The 20,188-nt window shown below is 59.8% G+C and carries 14 protein-coding genes and 1 pseudogene; 5 read left to right on the forward strand and 10 right to left on the reverse strand.

The genetic code is table 11. From position 1 onward, the window contains the following. Positions 1-334: 334 nt before the first annotated feature. From rpsA to mtnA, 8 genes are all read right to left on the reverse strand, one after another. A complete protein-coding gene (gene rpsA / locus KGB25_RS28560) occupies positions 335-2,023 on the reverse strand; it encodes a 30S ribosomal protein S1 (protein ID WP_008031789.1) in 1,689 nt (562 codons plus the stop codon). A gap of 119 nt (positions 2,024-2,142) precedes the next feature. Continuing rightward, on the reverse strand, positions 2,143-2,832 hold the full coding sequence (cmk, locus tag KGB25_RS28565; RefSeq protein ID WP_008031791.1) for a (d)CMP kinase: 690 nt from the start codon (positions 2,830-2,832) through the stop codon (positions 2,143-2,145). Further along, entirely contained in the window at positions 2,829-5,036 is a 2,208-nt protein-coding gene (locus KGB25_RS28570; RefSeq protein WP_230427588.1) for a bifunctional prephenate dehydrogenase/3-phosphoshikimate 1-carboxyvinyltransferase, read from the reverse strand. Before KGB25_RS28570 ends, cmk begins: the two co-directional genes overlap by 4 nt. 28 nt (positions 5,037-5,064) lie before the next feature. Next, entirely contained in the window at positions 5,065-6,177 is a 1,113-nt protein-coding gene (hisC, locus tag KGB25_RS28575) for a histidinol-phosphate transaminase (protein WP_008031795.1), read from the reverse strand. 10 nt (positions 6,178-6,187) lie between these two features. After that, the gene (gene pheA / locus KGB25_RS28580) at positions 6,188-7,282 is read right to left on the reverse strand and encodes a prephenate dehydratase (protein WP_007899727.1); all 1,095 of its coding nucleotides are present in this window, start codon (positions 7,280-7,282) and stop codon (positions 6,188-6,190) included. After that, positions 7,282-8,367, reverse strand: coding sequence for a 3-phosphoserine/phosphohydroxythreonine transaminase (serC, locus tag KGB25_RS28585; RefSeq protein ID WP_008042110.1), 1,086 nt, complete (start codon positions 8,365-8,367; stop codon positions 7,282-7,284). The genes pheA and serC overlap by 1 nt, the downstream gene beginning before the upstream one ends. A 252-nt stretch (positions 8,368-8,619) precedes the next feature. Then, on the reverse strand, positions 8,620-11,274 hold the full coding sequence (gyrA, locus tag KGB25_RS28590) for a DNA gyrase subunit A (RefSeq protein ID WP_192226146.1): 2,655 nt from the start codon (positions 11,272-11,274) through the stop codon (positions 8,620-8,622). Positions 11,275-11,701: 427 nt separating this feature from the next. Then, positions 11,702-12,778 carry an S-methyl-5-thioribose-1-phosphate isomerase gene (gene mtnA / locus KGB25_RS28595; protein ID WP_008031801.1) on the reverse strand — a complete coding sequence of 359 codons (1,077 nt, stop codon included), beginning with the start codon at positions 12,776-12,778 and terminating at the stop codon, positions 11,702-11,704. Positions 12,779-12,886: 108 nt separating this feature from the next. Between mtnA and KGB25_RS28600 the strand changes: the two genes are divergently transcribed. From KGB25_RS28600 to KGB25_RS28620, 5 genes are all read left to right on the forward strand, one after another. Next, positions 12,887-14,221 (forward strand): TRZ/ATZ family hydrolase, encoded by a 1,335-nt coding sequence (locus tag KGB25_RS28600; RefSeq protein WP_192226144.1) that lies wholly within the window; start codon positions 12,887-12,889, stop codon positions 14,219-14,221. A gap of 56 nt (positions 14,222-14,277) precedes the next feature. Further along, positions 14,278-14,976: a bifunctional 2-polyprenyl-6-hydroxyphenol methylase/3-demethylubiquinol 3-O-methyltransferase UbiG gene (gene ubiG, locus KGB25_RS28605; RefSeq protein WP_008031806.1), complete on the forward strand. Its 699-nt coding sequence runs from the start codon at positions 14,278-14,280 to the stop codon at positions 14,974-14,976. A 4-nt stretch (positions 14,977-14,980) separates the two neighbouring features. After that, the gene (gene mupP / locus KGB25_RS28610) at positions 14,981-15,652 is read left to right on the forward strand and encodes an N-acetylmuramic acid 6-phosphate phosphatase MupP (protein ID WP_008031808.1); all 672 of its coding nucleotides are present in this window, start codon (positions 14,981-14,983) and stop codon (positions 15,650-15,652) included. A 177-nt stretch (positions 15,653-15,829) separates the two neighbouring features. Further along, complete coding sequence (locus KGB25_RS28615) at positions 15,830-16,570, forward strand: YciK family oxidoreductase (RefSeq protein ID WP_008031809.1); 741 nt, start codon at positions 15,830-15,832, stop codon at positions 16,568-16,570. Positions 16,571-16,947: 377 nt separating this feature from the next. Beyond that, a complete protein-coding gene (locus KGB25_RS28620; RefSeq protein WP_008031811.1) occupies positions 16,948-17,874 on the forward strand; it encodes a GGDEF domain-containing protein in 927 nt (308 codons plus the stop codon). Positions 17,875-17,922: 48 nt separating this feature from the next. Here KGB25_RS28620 and KGB25_RS28625 read toward each other — a convergent pair whose 3' ends face one another. Next, positions 17,923-19,797: an MFS transporter gene (locus KGB25_RS28625; RefSeq protein ID WP_223437710.1), complete on the reverse strand. Its 1,875-nt coding sequence runs from the start codon at positions 19,795-19,797 to the stop codon at positions 17,923-17,925. 86 nt (positions 19,798-19,883) lie between these two features. After that, positions 19,884-20,188: pseudogene (locus tag KGB25_RS28630) on the reverse strand (C4-dicarboxylate ABC transporter); the annotation flags it as partial.

A 20,188-nucleotide genomic window follows, 5' to 3' on the forward strand; every position in this document is an offset into this window, starting at 1 on the left:
CCCCAACCCCGAACAATCGATCTCGATACCACTAACCCCACGTGAGGCGTGAGTCTTCGCATTAGTGGTACAACCCGCCAATGTCAGAACGGCTAGTGCGACAACGAGCTTGTTCATTCATTTCCTTATGCCGGGCGCCCTGCCCGACTGTCGTTCGCTTCTGACTAAAGACTAGCTGTAAATAAACGATTGATCCGATTAAAGAAAGAGACAGCTTTTGGGGGCTATTGGTTTCACGGGCGAACAATGTCGTGCGATGTGGTTACCGCACACACCAAATCGCAGGCACAAAAAAGGGCGACCGAAGTCGCCCTTTTTAATGATCAAGCAGAACTTAGTTCTGTTTGGCCATTGCCTGGCGCAGCAGTGCCGCCATGGTGGTGTCAGCAGCAGCTTCACCTTCCGGAGCAGTTTTCAGGCTCTGGATGGCTTCTTTCTCTTCAGCATCGTCTTTCGATTTGATCGACAGCTGAATTACGCGGCTCTTACGATCAACGCTGATGATCTTGGCTTCTACTTCCTGGCCTTCTTTCAGAACGTTGCGCGCGTCTTCAACGCGGTCACGGCTGATTTCGGAGGCTTTCAGAGTCGCTTCGATATCGTCGGCCAGAGTGATGATGGCGCCTTTAGCGTCAACTTCTTTCACGATGCCTTTAACAATTGCGCCTTTGTCGTTCTCTTGAACGTACTCGGAGAACGGATCGCTTTCCAGTTGCTTGATACCCAGGGAGATACGCTCGCGCTCTGGGTCAACCGACAGGATAACGGTGTCCAGCTCGTCGCCCTTCTTGAAGCGGCGAACGGCTTCTTCGCCCACTTCGTTCCAGGAGATGTCGGACAGGTGAACCAGACCGTCGATGCCGCCGTCCAGACCAATGAAGATACCGAAATCGGTGATCGACTTGATGGTGCCGGAGATTTTATCGCCCTTGTTGAACTGGCCAGAGAAATCTTCCCATGGGTTAGATTTGCACTGCTTGATGCCGAGGGAGATACGACGACGCTCTTCGTCGATGTCCAGAACCATAACTTCCACTTCGTCGCCGACTTGTACGACTTTCGAAGGGTGGATGTTCTTGTTGGTCCAGTCCATTTCGGAAACGTGTACCAGACCTTCAACGCCTTCTTCCAGCTCAGCGAAGCAGCCGTAGTCGGTCAGGTTGGTTACACGAGCGGTAACGCGAGTGCTTTCTGGGTAACGGGCTTTGATAGCAACCCATGGATCTTCGCCCAGTTGCTTCAGGCCCAGGGAAACACGGTTGCGTTCGCGATCGTATTTCAGAACCTTAACGTCGATTTCGTCACCAACGTTGACGATCTCGGAAGGATGCTTGATGCGCTTCCAAGCCATGTCGGTGATGTGCAGCAGGCCGTCCACGCCACCCAGATCGACGAATGCGCCGTAATCGGTGAGGTTTTTGACGATACCTTTGACTTGCTGACCTTCCTGCAGGGATTCCAGCAGAGCTTCACGCTCGGCGGAGTTCTCGGCTTCGAGGACGCTGCGACGGGAAACGACAACGTTGTTGCGTTTCTGGTCGAGTTTGATGACCTTGAATTCCAGCTCTTTGCCTTCCAGGTGCGTGGTATCGCGCACAGGACGGACGTCAACCAGGGAACCTGGCAGGAACGCACGGATGCCGTTAACGTCGACAGTGAAGCCGCCTTTAACCTTACCGTTGATAACGCCCTTGACCACTTCCTCGGCTGCGAAGGCAGCTTCCAGAACAATCCAGCATTCAGCGCGCTTGGCTTTTTCACGGGACAGCTTGGTTTCACCAAAGCCGTCTTCAACCGAGTCCAGCGCAACGTGAACTTCGTCACCGACGTTGATAGTCAGGTCGCCAGCGTCGTTGTAGAACTGCTCAAGCGGGATGAGTGCTTCAGACTTCAGGCCAGCGTGAACGGTTACCCAGCGAGCTTGGTAATCGATATCAACGATAACACCGGTGATGATGGAGCCTGCCTGAAGGTTCAGGGTTTTTAGGCTTTCTTCAAAGAGTTCCGCAAAGCTTTCGCTCATTTTAATTCCTGTTGATGAGGGCGAAGAATACGCCCATCTCCACACCCCAGACGGTGTGGGTTAGTTTCATTTAAAAGAAGCGCCACAGGACTATGACTGGTCCCCTGCGGCCTTCTTGGTCACCCGGCGATATCGCGAATGGCGATCTCGCTCATGATGCGTTCCAGCACCTGGTCGATGGATAATTCCGTGGAATCCAGCTGTATGGCGTCAGCCGCCGGTTTGAGCGGGGCTACCGCTCGCTGGGTGTCACGCTCATCGCGTGCACGTATCTCATCTAGCAGACTCGACAGACTAACACCATCGACTTTGCCCTTCAACTGCAAGTATCGACGGCGCGCACGCTCCTCGGCACTGGCGGTAAGGAAAATCTTCAACGGTGCATCCGGAAAAACCACCGTACCCATGTCGCGACCATCGGCCACCAGGCCAGGCGCTTCCTGGAATGCACGCTGGCGCTGCAGCAGCGCCTCGCGCACTGCGGGCAACGCCGCGACTTGCGAGGCGCCGGAGCCGATGCTTTCGGTGCGAATCACATCGCTGACTTCATCGCCCTCGAGAATGATGCGCTGCAACTGACCGTCGGTCGCCGCGATGAACTGCACATCCAGATGAGCGGCAAGTTTTTTCAGCAATTCTTCATTGGTGAGGTCGACGCCGTGATTATGCGCAGCGAAGGCCAGCAACCGATAAAGCGCACCGGAATCCAGCAGGTTCCAGCCCAGACGCTTGGCCAGAATGCCAGCTACCGTGCCCTTGCCGGAGCCGCTTGGCCCATCGATGGTGATGACCGGTGCGATGTTTTTCACGACTGAGCCTCTTGTGCAACACGGATACCGACCTGCGCGCACAGCGCCAGGAAGTTCGGGAACGACGTTGCGACGTTGGCACAGTCATGGATGCGAATTGGCGCAGTGGCACGCAGCGATGCCACGCTGAAAGCCATGGCAATCCGGTGATCGCCGTGACCATGCACTTCGCCGCCGCCGATCAGGCCGCCGTCGATGATGATGCCGTCCGGGGTCGGTTCGCATTTGACGCCCAGTGCCAGCAAGCCATCGGCCATGACCTGGATCCGGTCCGATTCCTTGACGCGCAATTCTTCGGCGCCACGCAGGATGGTGCGCCCTTCGGCACAGGCCGCTGCCACGAACAGCACCGGGAATTCGTCGATGGCCAATGGAACCAGCGCTTCGGGAATCTCGATACCTTTGAGTTTAGCTGCACGCACGCGCAGGTCCGCTACGGGTTCGCCGCCGACTTCACGCTGGTTTTCCAGGGTGATGTCAGCGCCCATCAGACGCAGAATGTCGATCACGCCGGTACGGGTCGGGTTGATGCCGACATGCTCGAGCACCAGTTCGGAACCTTCGGCAATGGACGCCGCCACCAGGAAGAACGCCGACGACGAAATATCGCCCGGCACTTCAATGTGGGTCGCGGTCAGCTTGTGCCCGGATTCGACCGACGCCGTAGCGCCGTTGACGCTGACCGGGTAGCCGAAGCCGCGCAGCATGCGCTCGGTGTGGTCGCGCGTCGGTGCAGGCTCGGTGACGGTGGTTTTGCCATCAGCGTACAGGCCGGCCAACAGCAGGCAGGATTTAACCTGGGCACTGGCCATCGGCATGGTGTAGGTCAGGCCTTTGAGCTTGTTACCGCCACGAATGATCATCGGTGGACGACCTTCAGCGGCGGTCTCGATCACGGCGCCCATTTCACGCAGCGGATTGGCCACGCGATTCATCGGACGCTTGGACAGCGAGGCATCACCGGTCAAGGTGCTGTCGAAGTTCTGCGCAGCCAGCAGGCCGGACAGCAGACGCATCGAAGTGCCGGAGTTGCCCAGATAGATCGGGCCCGGCGCAGGCTTCAGGCCATGCAGGCCGACGCCGTGGATGGTCACGCGACCGTGGTGCGGACCTTCGATCACGACACCCATGTCGCGGAAGGCCTGCAAGGTCGCCAGAGCGTCTTCGCCCTCGAGGAAGCCTTCGACTTCGGTGACGCCTTCGGCCAGGGAGCCGAGCATGATCGAACGGTGGGAAATAGACTTATCGCCCGGTACACGAATCCGCCCAGTCAGGCGGCCACCAGGTTGTCCCAGGAAAATCAGGTCGTTGGAGTTCATAGCGTCCACATAAGCCCGGCGAGCCAGGATTTTACTGAAATGTTCGCGGGCAACCCGGGCGCGCGTGAACACGCCCAACAATTGGTGCCCATCCCCTGCATCGACCGCGTCGCGCAAGGCGTCGAGGTCGCTGCGAAATGTATCAAGCGTGCGCAGGACAGCTTCGCGGTTGGCGAGGAAGATGTCGTGCCACATGACCGGGTCACTTCCCGCGATTCTCGTGAAATCGCGGAAACCGCCGGCAGCGTAACGGAAGATCTCAAGGTTTTCATTGCGCTTGGCCAACGAATCGACCAAACCGAACGCCAGCAAGTGCGGCAAATGGCTGGTCGCCGCCAACACTTCGTCGTGACGCTCGACCTGCATGTGCTCGACATCGGCGCCCAGCTCACGCCACAACCGGTCGACCACGGCCAGCGCGGCCGGATCGGTTTGGTCCAGCGGCGTCAGAATCACTTTATGGCGACGAAACAGTTCGGCATTGGAGGCTTCCACCCCGCTCTGCTCGGAACCGGCAATCGGATGGCCCGGCACGAAACGCGCCGGCATGCCGCCAAACGCTTCGGTCGCGGCGCGCACGACGTTGCCCTTGGCACTGCCGACATCCGTCAGGATCGCTTGCCCAAGGTCCATGCCGGCCAACCGGCCGAGCATCTTTTCCATGGCCAGGATCGGCACCGCGAGTTGAATCACGTCCGCGCCCTGGCAGGCAACGGCCAGGTCTTCTTCGCAGCGATCCACCACGCCCAACTCGACCGCGAGCTTGCGCGACTGCGGATCGAGATCGACGCCCACCACTTCGCGGCACAGGCCGCTTTCACGTAGCCCCTTGGCAAACGAACCGCCGATCAACCCCAGACCGACCACCACCAGGCGACCGATCATAGGTTCAGCAGATTGCAGAGCAGTGACATCAACCACGAGCCAGAACCTTGGTCAGCGCCTCAAGGAAGCGGCTGTTTTCCGCCGGCAGGCCGATGGTGATGCGCAAGTGGTTCGGCATGCCATAGTTGGCCACCGGACGCACTATCACGCCTTCACGCAGCAAGCCCTGGAAGACCGGCAAGGCAACACGACCGAGATCGACGCAAATGAAGTTGCCCTTAGACGGGATCCAGCTCAGCCCCAGCTCACGGAAACCCGCTTCCAGCTGCAGCATGCCGGCTTCGTTCAGGCGGCGACTTTCAGCCAGGTACTCGGCGTCCTGCAGCGCAGCGCACGCAGCGGCCAGGGCCAGGCTGTTGACGTTGAACGGCTGACGCACACGGTTCAGCACGTCGGCAACCACCGCCGTGGACAAGCCGTAACCAACGCGCAACGCCGCCAGGCCATAGGCCTTGGAGAAGGTGCGCGAAACCAGCAGGTTCGGGTACGCCGCCAGGAAATCCAGACCATCCGGCAAGTCGCTGCCTTCGGCGTATTCGATGTAGGCCTCGTCCAGCACCACCAGCACGTGCTCCGGCACATCCTGCAGGAACTCGTCCAGCGCTTCGGCGCCAAACCAGGTTCCGGTCGGGTTGTTCGGGTTGGCGATGAAGACCACACGGGTATCGGCATCGATCGCGGCCAGCATGGCCGACAGATCATGGCCCCAGTCTTTGGCCGGGATCACTTTGGCCGTCGCACCGACGGCCTGGGTGACGATCGGATAGACCGCGAACGCATGCTCGCTGAACACCGCATTCAGGCCCGGCGCCAGATAGGCACGCGCGACCAGTTCCAGGATGTCGTTGGAACCGTTGCCCAGCGTTACCTGATTCAGTTCGACGCGGCACTGATCGGCCAGCAGGGTCTTGAGCGCAAAACCGTTGCCATCCGGATAACGGGTCAGCTCGGCCAATTCTTCGCGAATGGCCGCCAAAGCCTTTGGACTGGCGCCCAACGGGTTTTCGTTGCTCGCCAGTTTGACGATGCTGGCCGGATCGATGTCCAGCTCGCGCGCCAGTTCGTCCACGGGCTTGCCCGGAACGTAAGGCGACAGTTGTTGCACGCCCGGCTGTGCCAGAGCGAGGAAGTTGCCACTCATTTGCTACCCCTTAGAGAACGGCTTTCGGGTAGGAACCCAACACTTTAAGTGCCACTGCTTCCTGACTGATCTTTTCCAGCACACCTTTTACCAGCGGATCGCGGTGATGGCCGACGAAGTCGATGAAGAACACATAGGTCCATTTACCGCTACGCGAAGGACGTGTCTCGATGCGTGTCAGGTCGATGCCATTGTCGTGGAACGGCACCAGCAACTCGTGAAGCGCGCCCGGCTTGTTGCTCATGGAGACGATGATCGACGTCTTGTCGTCGCCGGTTGGCGGCACTTCCTGGCTGCCGATCATCAGGAATCGCGTGGAGTTGTCCGGGCGATCCTCGATTTTCTCGGCCAGACGGGTCAGCCCGTACAAGCCTGCGGCCATGTCGCCGGCAATCGCCGCCGAGTTCCACTCACCCTTGACCCGCTTCGCCGCTTCGGCGTTGCTGGAAACCGCGACGCGCTCGACGTTCGGGTAGTGTGCATCCAGCCACTTGCGGCACTGCGCCAGCGACTGGGCGTGGGAATAGATGCGGCTGATGCTGTCGGTCTTGGTGTTTTCACCGACCAACAGATGGTGGTGAATCCGCAACTCGACTTCGCCACAGATGACCATGTCGTGTTCGAGGAAGCTGTCGAGCGTGTGGTTGACCGCGCCCTCGGTGGAGTTTTCCACCGGGACCACGCCAAAGTTCACCGCACCGGCCGCCACTTCGCGGAACACTTCGTCGATGGCCGCCATCGGCTTGCTGATCACCGCGTGGCCGAAGTGCTTCATGGCCGCCGCTTGAGTGAAGGTGCCTTCAGGACCGAGGTAAGCCACTTTCAGCGGCTGCTCGAGGGCCAGGCACGAAGACATGATTTCGCGGAACAACCGCGCCATTTCTTCGTTGCCCAGCGGGCCCTGATTGCGCTCCATCACACGCTTGAGCACCTGAGCTTCACGCTCAGGACGATAGAACACCGGCACTTCGCCTTCGGCCAGCGAGGCCATCTTTACTCGCGCAACTTCCTGGGCGCAGCGTGCGCGCTCACTGATCAGCTCCAGGACTTTTTCGTCCAGGGCATCAATGCGCAGGCGCAGTGCCTTGAGTTCTTGCTCAGACATTAGCCGTGTTCCTTCTCGAACTCTGCCATGTACGAAACCAGTGCGTTGACCGCAACGATATCGACGGCGTTATAGATGGAGGCGCGCATGCCGCCCACGGAACGGTGACCCTTGAGGTTCAGCAGGCCACGCTCGTCGGCACCGGCCAGGAATGGCTTGTCCAGACGATCGTCAGCCAGGCGGAACGGCACGTTCATCCACGAACGATCGGACTTGTTGATCGGGTTGCTGTACAGGCCGCTGGCATCAATGAAGTCGTACAGCGTGCGCTGTTTCACTTCGTTGAGCTTGCCGATGGCTTCGACGCCGCCCTGCTCTTTCAGCCACTCGAACACCAGGCCAGACAGGTACCAGGCCAATGTTGGCGGGGTGTTGTACATCGAGCCGTTATCGGCCGCGACCTTGTAGTTGAGCATGGTCGGGCACAGGGAACGGGCGTGACCCAGCAGGTCTTCGCGAACGATGTTGACGACGATGCCGCTCGGGCCGATGTTTTTCTGGGCGCCGGCGTAGATCATGCCGAAACGAGAAACATCAATCGGGCGCGACAAGATGTCCGAAGACATGTCGGCGACCAGCGGAACGTCACCGGTTTCCGGGACCCAGTTGAATTCCAGGCCACCAATGGTTTCGTTCGGTGCGTAGTGAACGTAGGCCGCGTCTTTCGACAGCTTCCATTCGTTCTGACCGGGAATCGCGAAATAGTCGTAAGGCTTGGCGGTTGCGGCAACGTTGACGTGGCCGTAGCGCGACGCTTCTTCGATGGCTTTCTGCGACCAGATACCGGTGTCGATATAGTCGGCAGTGCCGCTTTCCGGCAGCAGGTTCAGAGGGATCTGAGCAAACTGCTGGCTGGCGCCACCTTGCAGGAACAGCACTTTATAGTTCGAGGGGATATTCAGCAGATCACGCAGATCCTGCTCGGCCTTGTTAGCGATGGACACGAACTCATCACTGCGATGGCTCATTTCCATGACCGACAGACCCTTGCCGTGCCAATCAAGGAGTTCACCCTGGGCGCGCTGCAGGACAGCTTCGGGAAGTGCCGCAGGACCGGCACAGAAGTTATAGGCTCTCTTGCTCACATCCAATCTCGCTCTGATTTGGTGGTAATCACGCAATAAATCACAACATCAATCGACACAGGGTCCCTGCCGAAGCAGAAAACCTGTGGGAGCGAGCCTGCTCGCGAATGCATCACCGCGGTGCTTCAGAGGTACCGCGGCGCCTGCATCGCGAGCAGGCTCGCCCCCACATGGGATGTCCCTGGATATCGAAATTTTCCGTTCGGACAAACAACAAGGGGGCGAATTTTCATCCGCCCCCTGTTTGTCCGCTTACTCTTGCGGTTCTTCGTCAGCGGCAGCATCGAGTTGCTGGTCTTCAACAACGTCGTCGATCACGACTTCGCCGTCGAACACCGCACCCTCTTCGCCTTCCAGCTCTTCGCCTTCGACTTCCGACGGCTCCTGTACCCGCTCCAGACCGACCAGCGTTTCATCGCTGGCCAGTTTGATCAGGGTCACGCCCTGGGTGTTACGACCCAGGCTGGAAACTTCGTCGACACGGGTACGAACCAACGTGCCCTGGTCGGAAATCAGCATGATCTCCTCGCCGTCGAGCACCTGGACCGCACCGACCAGACGGCCGTTACGGTCGTTGCTGACCATGGCGATAACGCCCTGGCCGCCACGCTTGTACTCAGGGAACTCGGTGATCGCCGTACGCTTGCCGAAACCACGCGCCGAAGCGGTGAGGATCTGGCTGCCTTCTTCCGGGATCAGCATGGAAATCAGCTTCTGGCCTTCCGGCAGACGCATGCCGCGGACACCGCGAGCGGTACGGCCCATGGCACGAACGTCGGTTTCCTTGAAGCGAGTGACCTTGCCGCCGTCGGAGAACAGCATGACTTCGCGCTCGCCATCGGTAATGGCGGCAGAGATCAGTACGTCACCTTCGTCCAGTTCCAGCGCGATCAGACCGACGCTGCGTTGACGGCTGAAGGATTCCAGCGGGGTCTTCTTCACAGTGCCTTTGGCGGTGGCCATGAAGATGAAGTGACCTTCGGTGTATTCCTCGACCGGCAGCATGGTGGTGATGTATTCATCACTGTCCAGCGGCAGCAGGTTGACCAGCGGACGACCACGGGCAGCGCGGGACGCTTCCGGGATTTCGTAGGTTTTCAGCCAGTACACCTTGCCCTTGCTGGAGAACAGCAGCAGCGTGGTGTGGCTGTTGGCGACCAGCAGGTGAGCGATGTAGTCCTCATCCTTGACGCCGGTCGCCGATTTGCCTTTACCGCCACGACGCTGGGCCTGGTACGCAGCCAATGGCTGGGTCTTGGCGTAGCCACCGTGGGAAATGGTCACGACGCGATCTTCTTCCGGGATCATGTCACCCAGGGTCAGGTCGAGACGGGCATCGAGAATTTCGGTGCGGCGCACGTCGCCGTATTCGGCGCGGATCACTTCCAGCTCTTCGCGGATCACTTCCATCAGGCGCGTGGCGCTGTTGAGGATGCGGATCAGCTCGCCGATCTGGTTGAGGATCTCTTGATACTCGGCCAGCAGTTTTTCGTGTTCCAGACCGGTCAGGCGATGCAGACGCAGTTCCAGAATGGCTTGCGCCTGTTCCGGCGAGAGGAAGTACTTGCCTTCACGCAGACCATATTGCGGATCCAGGGTCTCTGGACGGCAAGAGTCGGCACCGGCACGTTCAACCATCGCCACCACGGCGGAGGATTCCCAAGGCGTGCTGATCAGCGCTTCCTTGGCTTCCGACGGCGTTGGCGAGGCCTTGATCAGCGCGATGACCGGGTCGATGTTCGACAGGGCAACCGCCTGGCCTTCCAGAATGTGGCCACGTTCGCGCGCCTTACGCAGCTCGAACACGGTGCGACGGGTAACGACTTCGCGACGGTGACGAACGAAGGCTTCCAGCAGGTCCTTGAGGTTCAGGATCCGCGGACGGCCGTCGATCAGCGCAACGATGTTGATACCGAATACCGCTTGCAGCTGGGTCTGGGCGTAGAGGTTGTTGAGGATCACCTCAGGCACTTCGCCGCGACGCAGCTCGATCACAACGCGCATACCGTCCTTGTCGGACTCGTCGCGCAGTTCGGTGATGCCTTCGAGCTTCTTCTCTTTAACCAGCTCGGCGATCTTCTCGATCAGACGGGCCTTGTTCAGCTGGTAAGGGAGTTCGGTGATGACGATCTGCTGACGGCCACCGACCTTGTCGATGTCTTCGATGATCGAGCGGGCGCGCATGTAAATGCGGCCGCGACCGGTGCGGTAGGCTTCGATGATGCCAGCGCGACCGTTGATGATCGCAGCGGTCGGGAAGTCCGGGCCGGGGATGTATTGCATCAGCTCATCGATGGTCAACTCAGGGTTGTCGATGAGCGCCAGGCAACCGTCGATGACTTCACCGAGGTTGTGCGGCGGGATGTTGGTCGCCATGCCCACGGCGATACCGCTGGAGCCGTTGACCAGCAGGTTGGGAATACGGGTCGGCATGACCGCCGGGATCATTTCGGTGCCGTCGTAGTTCGGCACCCAGTCCACGGTTTCTTTATGCAGGTCAGCCAGCAGCTCGTGCGCCAGCTTGGTCATGCGCACTTCGGTGTATCGCATGGCCGCGGCGTTGTCGCCGTCCACCGAACCGAAGTTGCCCTGACCGTCTACCAGCAGGTAGCGCAGCGAGAATGGCTGCGCCATCCGAACGATGGTGTCGTACACCGCGGTATCACCGTGCGGGTGATACTTACCGATCACGTCACCGACAACACGGGCAGATTTCTTGTACGGCTTGTTGAAGTCGTTGCCCAGCTCGCTCATCGCGAACAGCACGCGCCGGTGCACGGGCTTCAAGCCATCGCGCGCATCCGGCAGTGCCCGCCCGACAATTACGCTCATTGCGTAGTCGAGGTAGGACTGCTTCAGCTCGTCTTCGATATTGACCGGGAGGATTTCTTTGGCCAGTTCGCCCATGAGAAGCTCGATTCCTTTTTCTGGTGAAACCTCGTCACATCCATATGGGACGAACGAAGCTCGCCGCTGCAGGCTGAGTGCCATGCACCGACTTACGACAAATCAACGAGTTATGCCATGGATTTGCGCAGTAAAGACAACCCCGTGGGACTGCCTCGGAAAACGCCGGATGTTATCACAAGAGCCGCCACGCACCTATCCCCCAGATGCGCATGGAGTGTAGTTAGTTGACTGATGGCAGGCTTGAAGGAGACGAGAGGGGCTTAGAGCTGCTGCGAATGCAGAATCCGGGGCTGAATTACAGATGTTTATTGACTTTCAGACCCTAATCGCCAGCAGGCTGGCTCCCACATTTGATCCGTGTCGATCACAAACCCTGTGGGAGCCAGCCTGCTGGCGATGGCGTCCTTTCGAACGCCACGGCCAATCAATGCAACCGCTTGCGGCACATCAACTGCGCCATTTTCGCGGTGTCCGGGCGTTCGACGATGCCTTTTTCCGTGACGATCGCGTCAATCAAATCTGCCGGGGTGACGTCGAACACCGGATTGAACGCATCCACATCCGCCCCGACCCGCTTGCCGCCGACTTCCAGCAACTCGCGCCCGTCACGCTCTTCAATCGGAATGTCATCGCCGCTGGCCAGGTTCATGTCGATGGTCGAACTCGGCGCCACCACCATGAAGCGCACGCCGTGGTGCATGGCGTTGACCGCCAGTTGATAAGTGCCGATCTTGTTGGCCACGTCGCCATTGGCGGTGATCCGGTCGGCGCCGACGATGACCCAGGTGATGCCTTTGGTCTTCATGATGTGAGCCGCGGCGGAGTCGGCATTGAGGGTCACGGGGATGCCCTCGTTGGCCAGTTCCCACGCCGTCAGTCGCGAACCTTGCAGCCAGGGACGGGTTTCGTCGGCATAAACGCGCTCAACCATGCCTTCGATGAACGCCCCGCGAATGACGCCCAGCGCCGTACCAAAACCACCGGTGGCCAGTGCGCCAGTGTTGCAGTGGGTCAGGATCGCCTGGGCGTTGCCCTGGTGCTTGCGGATCAGGTCCACACCCAGTTGCGCCATGGTCAGGTTGGCTTCGCGATCACTTTCATGAATGGCGATGGCTTCTGCCTCCAGCGCCGCGAGAGGGTCGGCATCGCCCTTGATACGATCAAGGCGGTCACGCATGCGACTCAGCGCCCAGAACAGGTTCACCGCCGTTGGACGGGAATCGGCCAGCAACGCGTAATCCTCTTCCCACGCGGCCTGCCAGTCACCGCCCTCGAGAATTCGGGCGCGGGCTGAAAGCACCATGGCATAGGCGGCACTGATACCAATCGCCGGCGCGCCGCGCACCACCATCGAACGAATAGCCTCGGCCACGCCAGCCGCGCTGGTGTAGGCAATCCAGGTTTCCTCGAACGGCAAAATACGCTGATCCAGCAGGTACAGGGCGCCATCACGCCAATCGATGGCCTTCACCTTCTCCGCAGCCAACAGTCGATCGCGCATCCTTCACCCCGCACTCATGAACAAAAGCCGCCGATTATAGCGATCCCCCCGCGAAGACGCTCGGGTATACTTCGCCATCCTTTACAAAAGCACTGGAACCGACCCTCGATGCCGAACACTGCCGCTGCGCTCGACCTGTTATTGCTGCCGACCTGGCTGGTACCCGTCGAACCCGCTGGCGTTGTCCTCAAAGAGCATGGCCTGGGCATCCGCGACGGGCGCATTGTGTTTATCGGCCCGCGGTCCGCCGCGCTGAAGCTTAACGCAACCGAAGTCCGCGAACTGCCGGGCATGCTGCTCAGCCCCGGCCTGATCAATGCTCACGGGCACGCGGCGATGACACTGTTCCGCGGCCTGGCCGATGACCTGCCGCTGATGACCTGGCTGGAAAACCACATCTGGCCTGCCGAAGCCAAATGGGTCGATGAAGCTTTTGTACGCGATGGCACCGACATTGCCATCGCCGAACAGATAAAAGGTGGCATTACCTGCTTCTCTGACATGTATTTCTTCCCGAAGGTTGCCAGCGAACGAGTGCATAACAGCGGCATACGCGCGCAAATCGCGATTCCGATCCTCGATTTCCCGATCCCGGGCGCCGGCACGGCGGATGACGCCATTCGTCAGGGCGTCGAACTGTTCAACGATCTCAAGCACCACGAGCGCATCAAAGTCACCTTCGGCCCCCACGCGCCCTACACCTTGGGCGACGAAACCCTGGAGAAAATCCGGGTGATCGCCGAAGAACTGGACGCGCCGATTCACATGCACGTCCACGAAACTGCGTTCGAAGTACAGCAAGCCGTCGAGCAGCGTGGCGAGCGGCCGTTGGCCCGACTGGCACGCCTGGGCCTGCTGGGGCCGCGTTTCCAGGCCGTTCACATGACGCAGATCAGCGATGAAGACCTGGTGATGCTGGTAGAAAGCAACACCAATGTGATTCATTGCCCGGAGTCGAACCTGAAGCTGGCCAGCGGTTTCTGCCCGGTAGAACGTTTGTGGCAGGCGGGCGTCAATGTGGCTGTCGGCACCGACGGCGCGGCCAGCAACAACGACCTCGACCTGCTCGGCGAAACCCGCACCGCCGCGTTGCTGGCCAAAGCCGTCGCTGGTTCGGCCACCGCGCTGGACGCTCATCGCGCGCTGCGCATGGCCACGCTGAACGGCGCACGCGCCATGGGCATCGAGGCCGACGTCGGCTCGCTGGAAGTCGGCAAAGCGGCGGACATCGTCGCGTTCGACCTCTCGGGCCTGGCGCAACAACCGGTCTACGACCCGGTTTCGCAGCTTATATATGCCACCGGTCGCGACTGCGTGAAACACCTGTGGGTGGGTGGCAAGCAATTGCTCGATGACCGTCGCCTGACCCGCCTGGATGAAGAACAGCTGTGCGCCACCGCCAAGGCCTGGGGCCAGCGCATCAGCGGCCACACCGAATTGTAAGCACCCCGGACTCACCGCCGGGGCAACAGGATTTTTCAAGTTTTAGAGGATGAACCATGAGTAACGTCGACTACGCCGAAATCGCCAAATTCGAAGCCCTGGCCCATCGCTGGTGGGACCGCGAAAGCGAGTTCAAACCGCTGCACGACATCAACCCGCTGCGGGTCAACTGGATTGACGAACGGGTCAATCTGGCCGGCAAGAAAGTCCTCGACATCGGTTGCGGCGGCGGCATCCTCAGCGAAGCCATGGCGCAACGCGGTGCGACCGTGATGGGCATCGACATGGGCGAAGCGCCGCTGGCCGTCGCTCAACTGCACCAGCTTGAGTCGGGCGTGAACGTCGAATACCGGCAGATCACCGCCGAGGCCCTGGCTGAAGAAATGCCGGAACAGTTCGACGTGGTCACGTGCCTGGAAATGCTTGAGCACGTACCGGATCCCTCCTCGGTGATCCGCGCCTGCTTCAAAATGGTCAAGCCGGGCGGCCAGGTGTTCCTCTCCACGATCAACCGCAACCCGAAGGCGTACCTGTTCGCCATCGTCGGCGCCGAATACATCATGAAGCTGTTGCCGCGCGGCACGCATGACTTCAAGAAATTCATCCGCCCTTCCGAGCTGGGTGCCTGGAGCCGCATGGCGGGCCTGACCGTCAAGGACATCATCGGTTTGACGTACAACCCGCTGACCAAGCACTACAAACTGGCGGCCGACGTGGACGTCAACTACATGATCCAGACCCTGCGCGAGGAATAAGTCGATGCGTATCAGAGCAGTCCTTTTTGACATGGACGGCACGCTGCTCGACACCGCGCCGGACTTCATTGCGATCTGTCAGGCAATGCGCGCCGACCGCGGCTTGCCGCCGATGAACGACAAGCACATCCGCGACGAGATCTCCGGCGGCGCCAAGGCGATGGTCGCGGTGACGTTCAGCATGGACCCGGAATCGCCAGGCTTTGAAGAGCTGCGCCTGGAGTTCCTGGAGCGTTACCTCGTGGGCTGCGCGGTGCACAGCAAGCTGTTCGACGGCATGGGCGAGTTGCTGGCCGACATCGAGAAAGCCAACCTGATCTGGGGCGTGGTCACCAACAAGCCTCTGCGGTTTGCCGAGCCGATCATGCAGCAGCTCGGGCTGGCCGAGCGTTCGGCGCTGCTGATTTGCCCGGATCACGTGAAGAACAGCAAACCGGACCCGGAGCCGTTGATCCTCGCGTGCAAGATGCTCGACCTCGATCCGGCCAGCGTGCTGTTTGTAGGTGATGACCTGCGCGATATCGAATCCGGTCGTGACGCCGGCACCAAGACCGCCGCCGTGACCTTTGGCTACATTCACCCGGACGATAACCCGCGGCATTGGGGTGCGGATGTGGTGGTCGATCATCCGCTGGAGTTGCGCAAGGTTTTGGATAGCGCCCTCTGTAGCTGCTGAACCGCCTTTGTAGGAGCCGGCTTGCTGGCGATGGCGATTATGAAATCGCCGAGCTGAACCGCCTTTGTAGGAGCCAGCTTGCTGGCGATGGCGATGCTGGAAACGCCATCGCCGGCAAGCCGGCTCCTACAGGACCGCGCAACGGTCGCGCGTATTCTGATTTGTTGAGGTTTCTCTATGTTTGATTATTCCGCCCGCCCTGAATTGCTCAAGGACCGGGTCATCCTGGTCACCGGCGCTGGTCGTGGTATCGGCGCTGCCGCCGCGAAAACCTACGCCGCCCACGGCGCCACCGTGCTGTTGCTGGGCAAGACCGAAGCCAACCTGACTCAGGTCTACGACGAAATCGAGGCCGCCGGTCATCCACAACCGGCGGTAATCCCGTTCAACCTGGAAACCGCCCTGCCCCATCAATACGATGAGCTGGCGGCGATGATCGAGACCGAATTCGGCCACCTCGACGGCTTGCTGCACAACGCCTCGATCATTGGTCCGCGCACGCCGATCGAACAGCTCTCCGGCGAGAACTTCATGCGTGTCATGCAAGTCAACGTCAACGCGATGTTCATGCTCACCAGCACCCTGTTGCCGCTGCTCAAACTGTCGCAGGACGCTTCGGTGGTGTTCACCTCCAGCAGCGTCGGCCGCAAGGGTCGTGCGTATTGGGGCGCTTATGGCGTCTCCAAGTTCGCCACCGAAGGCTTGATGCAAACCCTGGCCGACGAAGTCGACACCGTCGCACCGGTGCGTTCCAACAGCATCAACCCCGGCGCCACCCGCACCAGCATGCGCGCCCAGGCTTATCCCGGTGAAAATCCGCTGAACAATCCGACGCCCGAGGAGATCATGCCGGTCTACCTATACCTGATGGGCCCGGACAGCACCGGCATCAACGGCCAGGCATTCAACGCGCAGTAACACCGTGCGTCGCTTTTGTGCCGTGGCGAATTACCGTCACGGCACTTAAAAAGCCTCGCAACCGCAGCTGTTTTTAGTCAAATAAATGTCATGAAACGGGCCAGACAAAGCCAAAAATACTTTCAAAGCATTGATTTTAAACAGCTTTTATTCAAATGAACCGAATGGCATGACTTTCGCTCTATATCTGCTCAGACACGCCGAGTGAGTGAAAGCAGTCGGGCAGGCCTTCGAGTCGATAGGTTACTAATCTTCAGCAAAGCAGATTAGACTTGCGCCAAATGTCCTACGGGACTGATGGACCAGTATGACGCGCAGCCCAAAGCCGCTCTCACCCAGCCTGTAAGACAGCCTTACTGCTTAGGGGCGCACGCCATATGAAATCACCTTCCCAGACCAACGCAATTGACTTCGATAGCGCCAAATTGCAACGCCTGGGCTTTGGTCAGCAGCCCCCTCTTCTGGAGAGGCCGGTCAGCCTTGCGCAATTGCGCCAGCAACTGAGTTTGCAGCTGCAAACCAGTCTTGAGCCGCAACGCATTCTTGGGCTCTTCTACCGTGAAATTCAGCGCCTCGTACCGCTCGACGCCTTGAGCTACCAGCACAAGGCCAGCGACTTGCGCCTGGAATACGGCCAGCGCGGCCACCACTCGATCAGTTACACCCTCAGCCACGAAGGCGAGCAGCTGGGTGAACTGGTGTTCCGTCGCAATCAGCGTTTCAGCGAGCAGGAACTGGGCAACCTTGAGTCGCTGCTGTCCGCATTGCTGTACCCGATGCGCAACGCCCTGCTCTACCGCGCCGCCACCCAAAGCGCCCTGCGCGACCCGCTCACGGACACCGGCAACCGCATTGCCATGGACCAGACGCTGCAACGGGAAATCGACATGTCGCGTCGGCATCTGCAGCCCTTGTCGCTGTTGATGCTGGACATCGACCATTTCAAACAAATCAACGACACCCATGGCCACAGCGCTGGCGATGACGTGCTCAAGGGAGTCGCCGCCTCGATCAAAAGCCAGCTGCGCAACGTGGACATGGTGTTCCGCTTTGGTGGCGAGGAGTTTTTGATTCTGCTGTCCAACACCGGCCGGGAAGCCGCCGCCATGGTCGGCGAGCGCCTGCGACTCGCGGCGCAAGCCAAGGATTTTTCGGCCGATGGCAACTTGATCGAGCTGACCGTCAGTCTCGGCTGTTCGACCCTGTTGCCCGGCGAATCGGCCGAGAGCCTGTTGCGCCGGGCCGACAGCGCGCTTTATGTGGCCAAGCGCGAGGGACGCAACCGCTTGGCGATGGCGGGCTGACTCCCGCCAGCACGGGCTCGCGAAAGTAGCGGCCCGCATCGACAGGGATCAGCGGACAGCGCCGCGCAACTCTCCGACCATCCCTTGCAGCTTCGCCGGCTCCGCCGCTTCTACCGCCACCGCCGGCCCCGCCACCAGAGTCACCCGCGACCACAATCGACGGAACAGGCCCTTGTCGGGATCGCGACTGAAGAAACTCCCCCACAACCCCTGCAATGCCAATGGAATCACTGGCACCGGCGTCTCTTCGAGAATCCGCGTCAACCCGCCCTTGAACTCGTTGATCTCGCCATCGGCGGTCAATTTGCCTTCAGGGAAGATGCACACCAGCTCACCGTCCTTCAGATATTGAGCAATACGCGTGAAGGCCTTTTCGTAAATCTGAATGTCTTCCTGACGTCCCGCGATCGGAATCGTCCCGGCCGTGCGGAAGATAAAGTTCAGCACCGGCAGGTTGTAGATCTTGTAATACATCACAAAGCGAATCGGCCGACGCACCGCGCCGCCAATCAGCAGCGCGTCGACGAAAGACACGTGGTTGCACACCAGCAACGCCGCGCCCTCATCCGGAATCAGCTCCAGATTGCGATGCTCCACGCGGTACATGGAATGGCTGAGCAGCCAGATCATGAAACGCATGCTGAACTCGGGGACGATCTTGAAGATGTAGGCGTTGACGCCGATGTTCAGCAGCGACACCACCAGGAACAGGTGCGGGATCGACAGCTTGGCCAGGCTCAGCAGCACGATCGAGACAATCGCCGAGACCACCATGAACAGCGCGTTGAGAATATTGTTGGCGGCAATCACCCGCGCCCGCTCGTTCTCCGGGGTGCGCGACTGAATCAGCGCGTACAGCGGCACGATGTAGAAACCACCGAAAACCCCGAGACCGAGAATGTCGGTCAATACCAGCCAGGTGTGACCAAAGCCGAGGATTTCGATCCAGCCATGGCCGTCGACACTCTCGGGAATTCCGCCGGAATGCCACCACAGCAGCAATCCGAATACCGTCAGGCCAAACGAGCCGAACGGCACCAGACCGATCTCGACTTTGCGTCCGGACAGTCTTTCGCAGAGCAGCGAGCCGAGTGCGATACCCACCGAAAACACGGTAAGAATCAGCGTCACCACGGTTTCGTCGCCGTGCATCCATTCCTTGGCGTACGCCGGGATTTGCGTCAGGTAAATCGCCCCGACAAACCAGAACCACGAGTTGCCGACAATCGAGCGCGACACCGCCGGCGTTTGCCCCAGTCCCAGTTTCAAGGTGGCCCAGGATTGACTGAAGATGTTCCAGTTCAGACGCATTTCCGGCGATGAGGCCGCCGCCCGCGGAATGCTGCGACTGGCCAGGTAACCGAGCACGGCAATGCCGATGATCGCCGTGGACACGATGGGCGCGTAATGCGCGGAGGACATCATGATCCCGGCGCCGATGGTCCCGGCGAGGATGGCCAGGAAGGTGCCCATTTCCACCAGACCGTTGCCGCCCACCAGCTCCTCTTCATGCAAGGCCTGGGGCAGGATCGAGTATTTCACCGGCCCGAACAGCGCCGAGTGCGTGCCCATGGCGAACAGCGCCAGCAGCATCAGCGACAGGTGATCGAAGACAAACCCCACCGCGCCGACCGCCATGATGGCGATTTCCCCGAGCTTGATCAGACGGATCAGCGCATCCTTGGCGAACTTTTCGCCAAACTGCCCGGCCAACGCCGAAAACAGAAAGAACGGCAAGATGAACAACAGCGCACACAAATTGACCCAGATCGAGCGATCCCCCTCGATGGTCAATTTGTACAGAATGGCGAGGATCAACGATTGCTTGAAGACGTTGTCGTTGAATGCCCCGAGGGACTGGGTCACGAAAAACGGCAGGAAGCGCCGGGTGCGAAGCAAGGTGAACTGTGAGGGGTGACTCATCTTCCGTGTGCCCTGATGTTGTTAGAGAGTGGCGTGGATACTGTGATTGGAATGCCGCACGCCGATCCAGGCCACACATTACCCGGTTATTTGTTTAAACCTGCAATGCACGGCGAGACAAACAACTCCCCCCGCCACGCGCCTTGTACCGTGCGTTTGGCAACGATCAGCCACATCACCGCCAGCAACGCCACCAGCACACAGCCAAAGGCATTGAAAAACGCCAGGTTCAATATGCTTCCCAGTTTCAACGTTGCCAGAGAATAGACGCCCAGCGGAAAGGTGAAACCCCACCAGCCAAGGTTGAACGGGATCCCGGCGCGCAGGTAACGCCCGGTGATCAGCAGCGCAATCAGCATCCACCACAAACCGAAGCCCCACAGCGTGATCC

Source organism: Pseudomonas sp. BF-RE-21 (assembly GCF_019947305.1).
GTDB lineage: Bacteria > Pseudomonadota > Gammaproteobacteria > Pseudomonadales > Pseudomonadaceae > Aquipseudomonas > Aquipseudomonas migulae.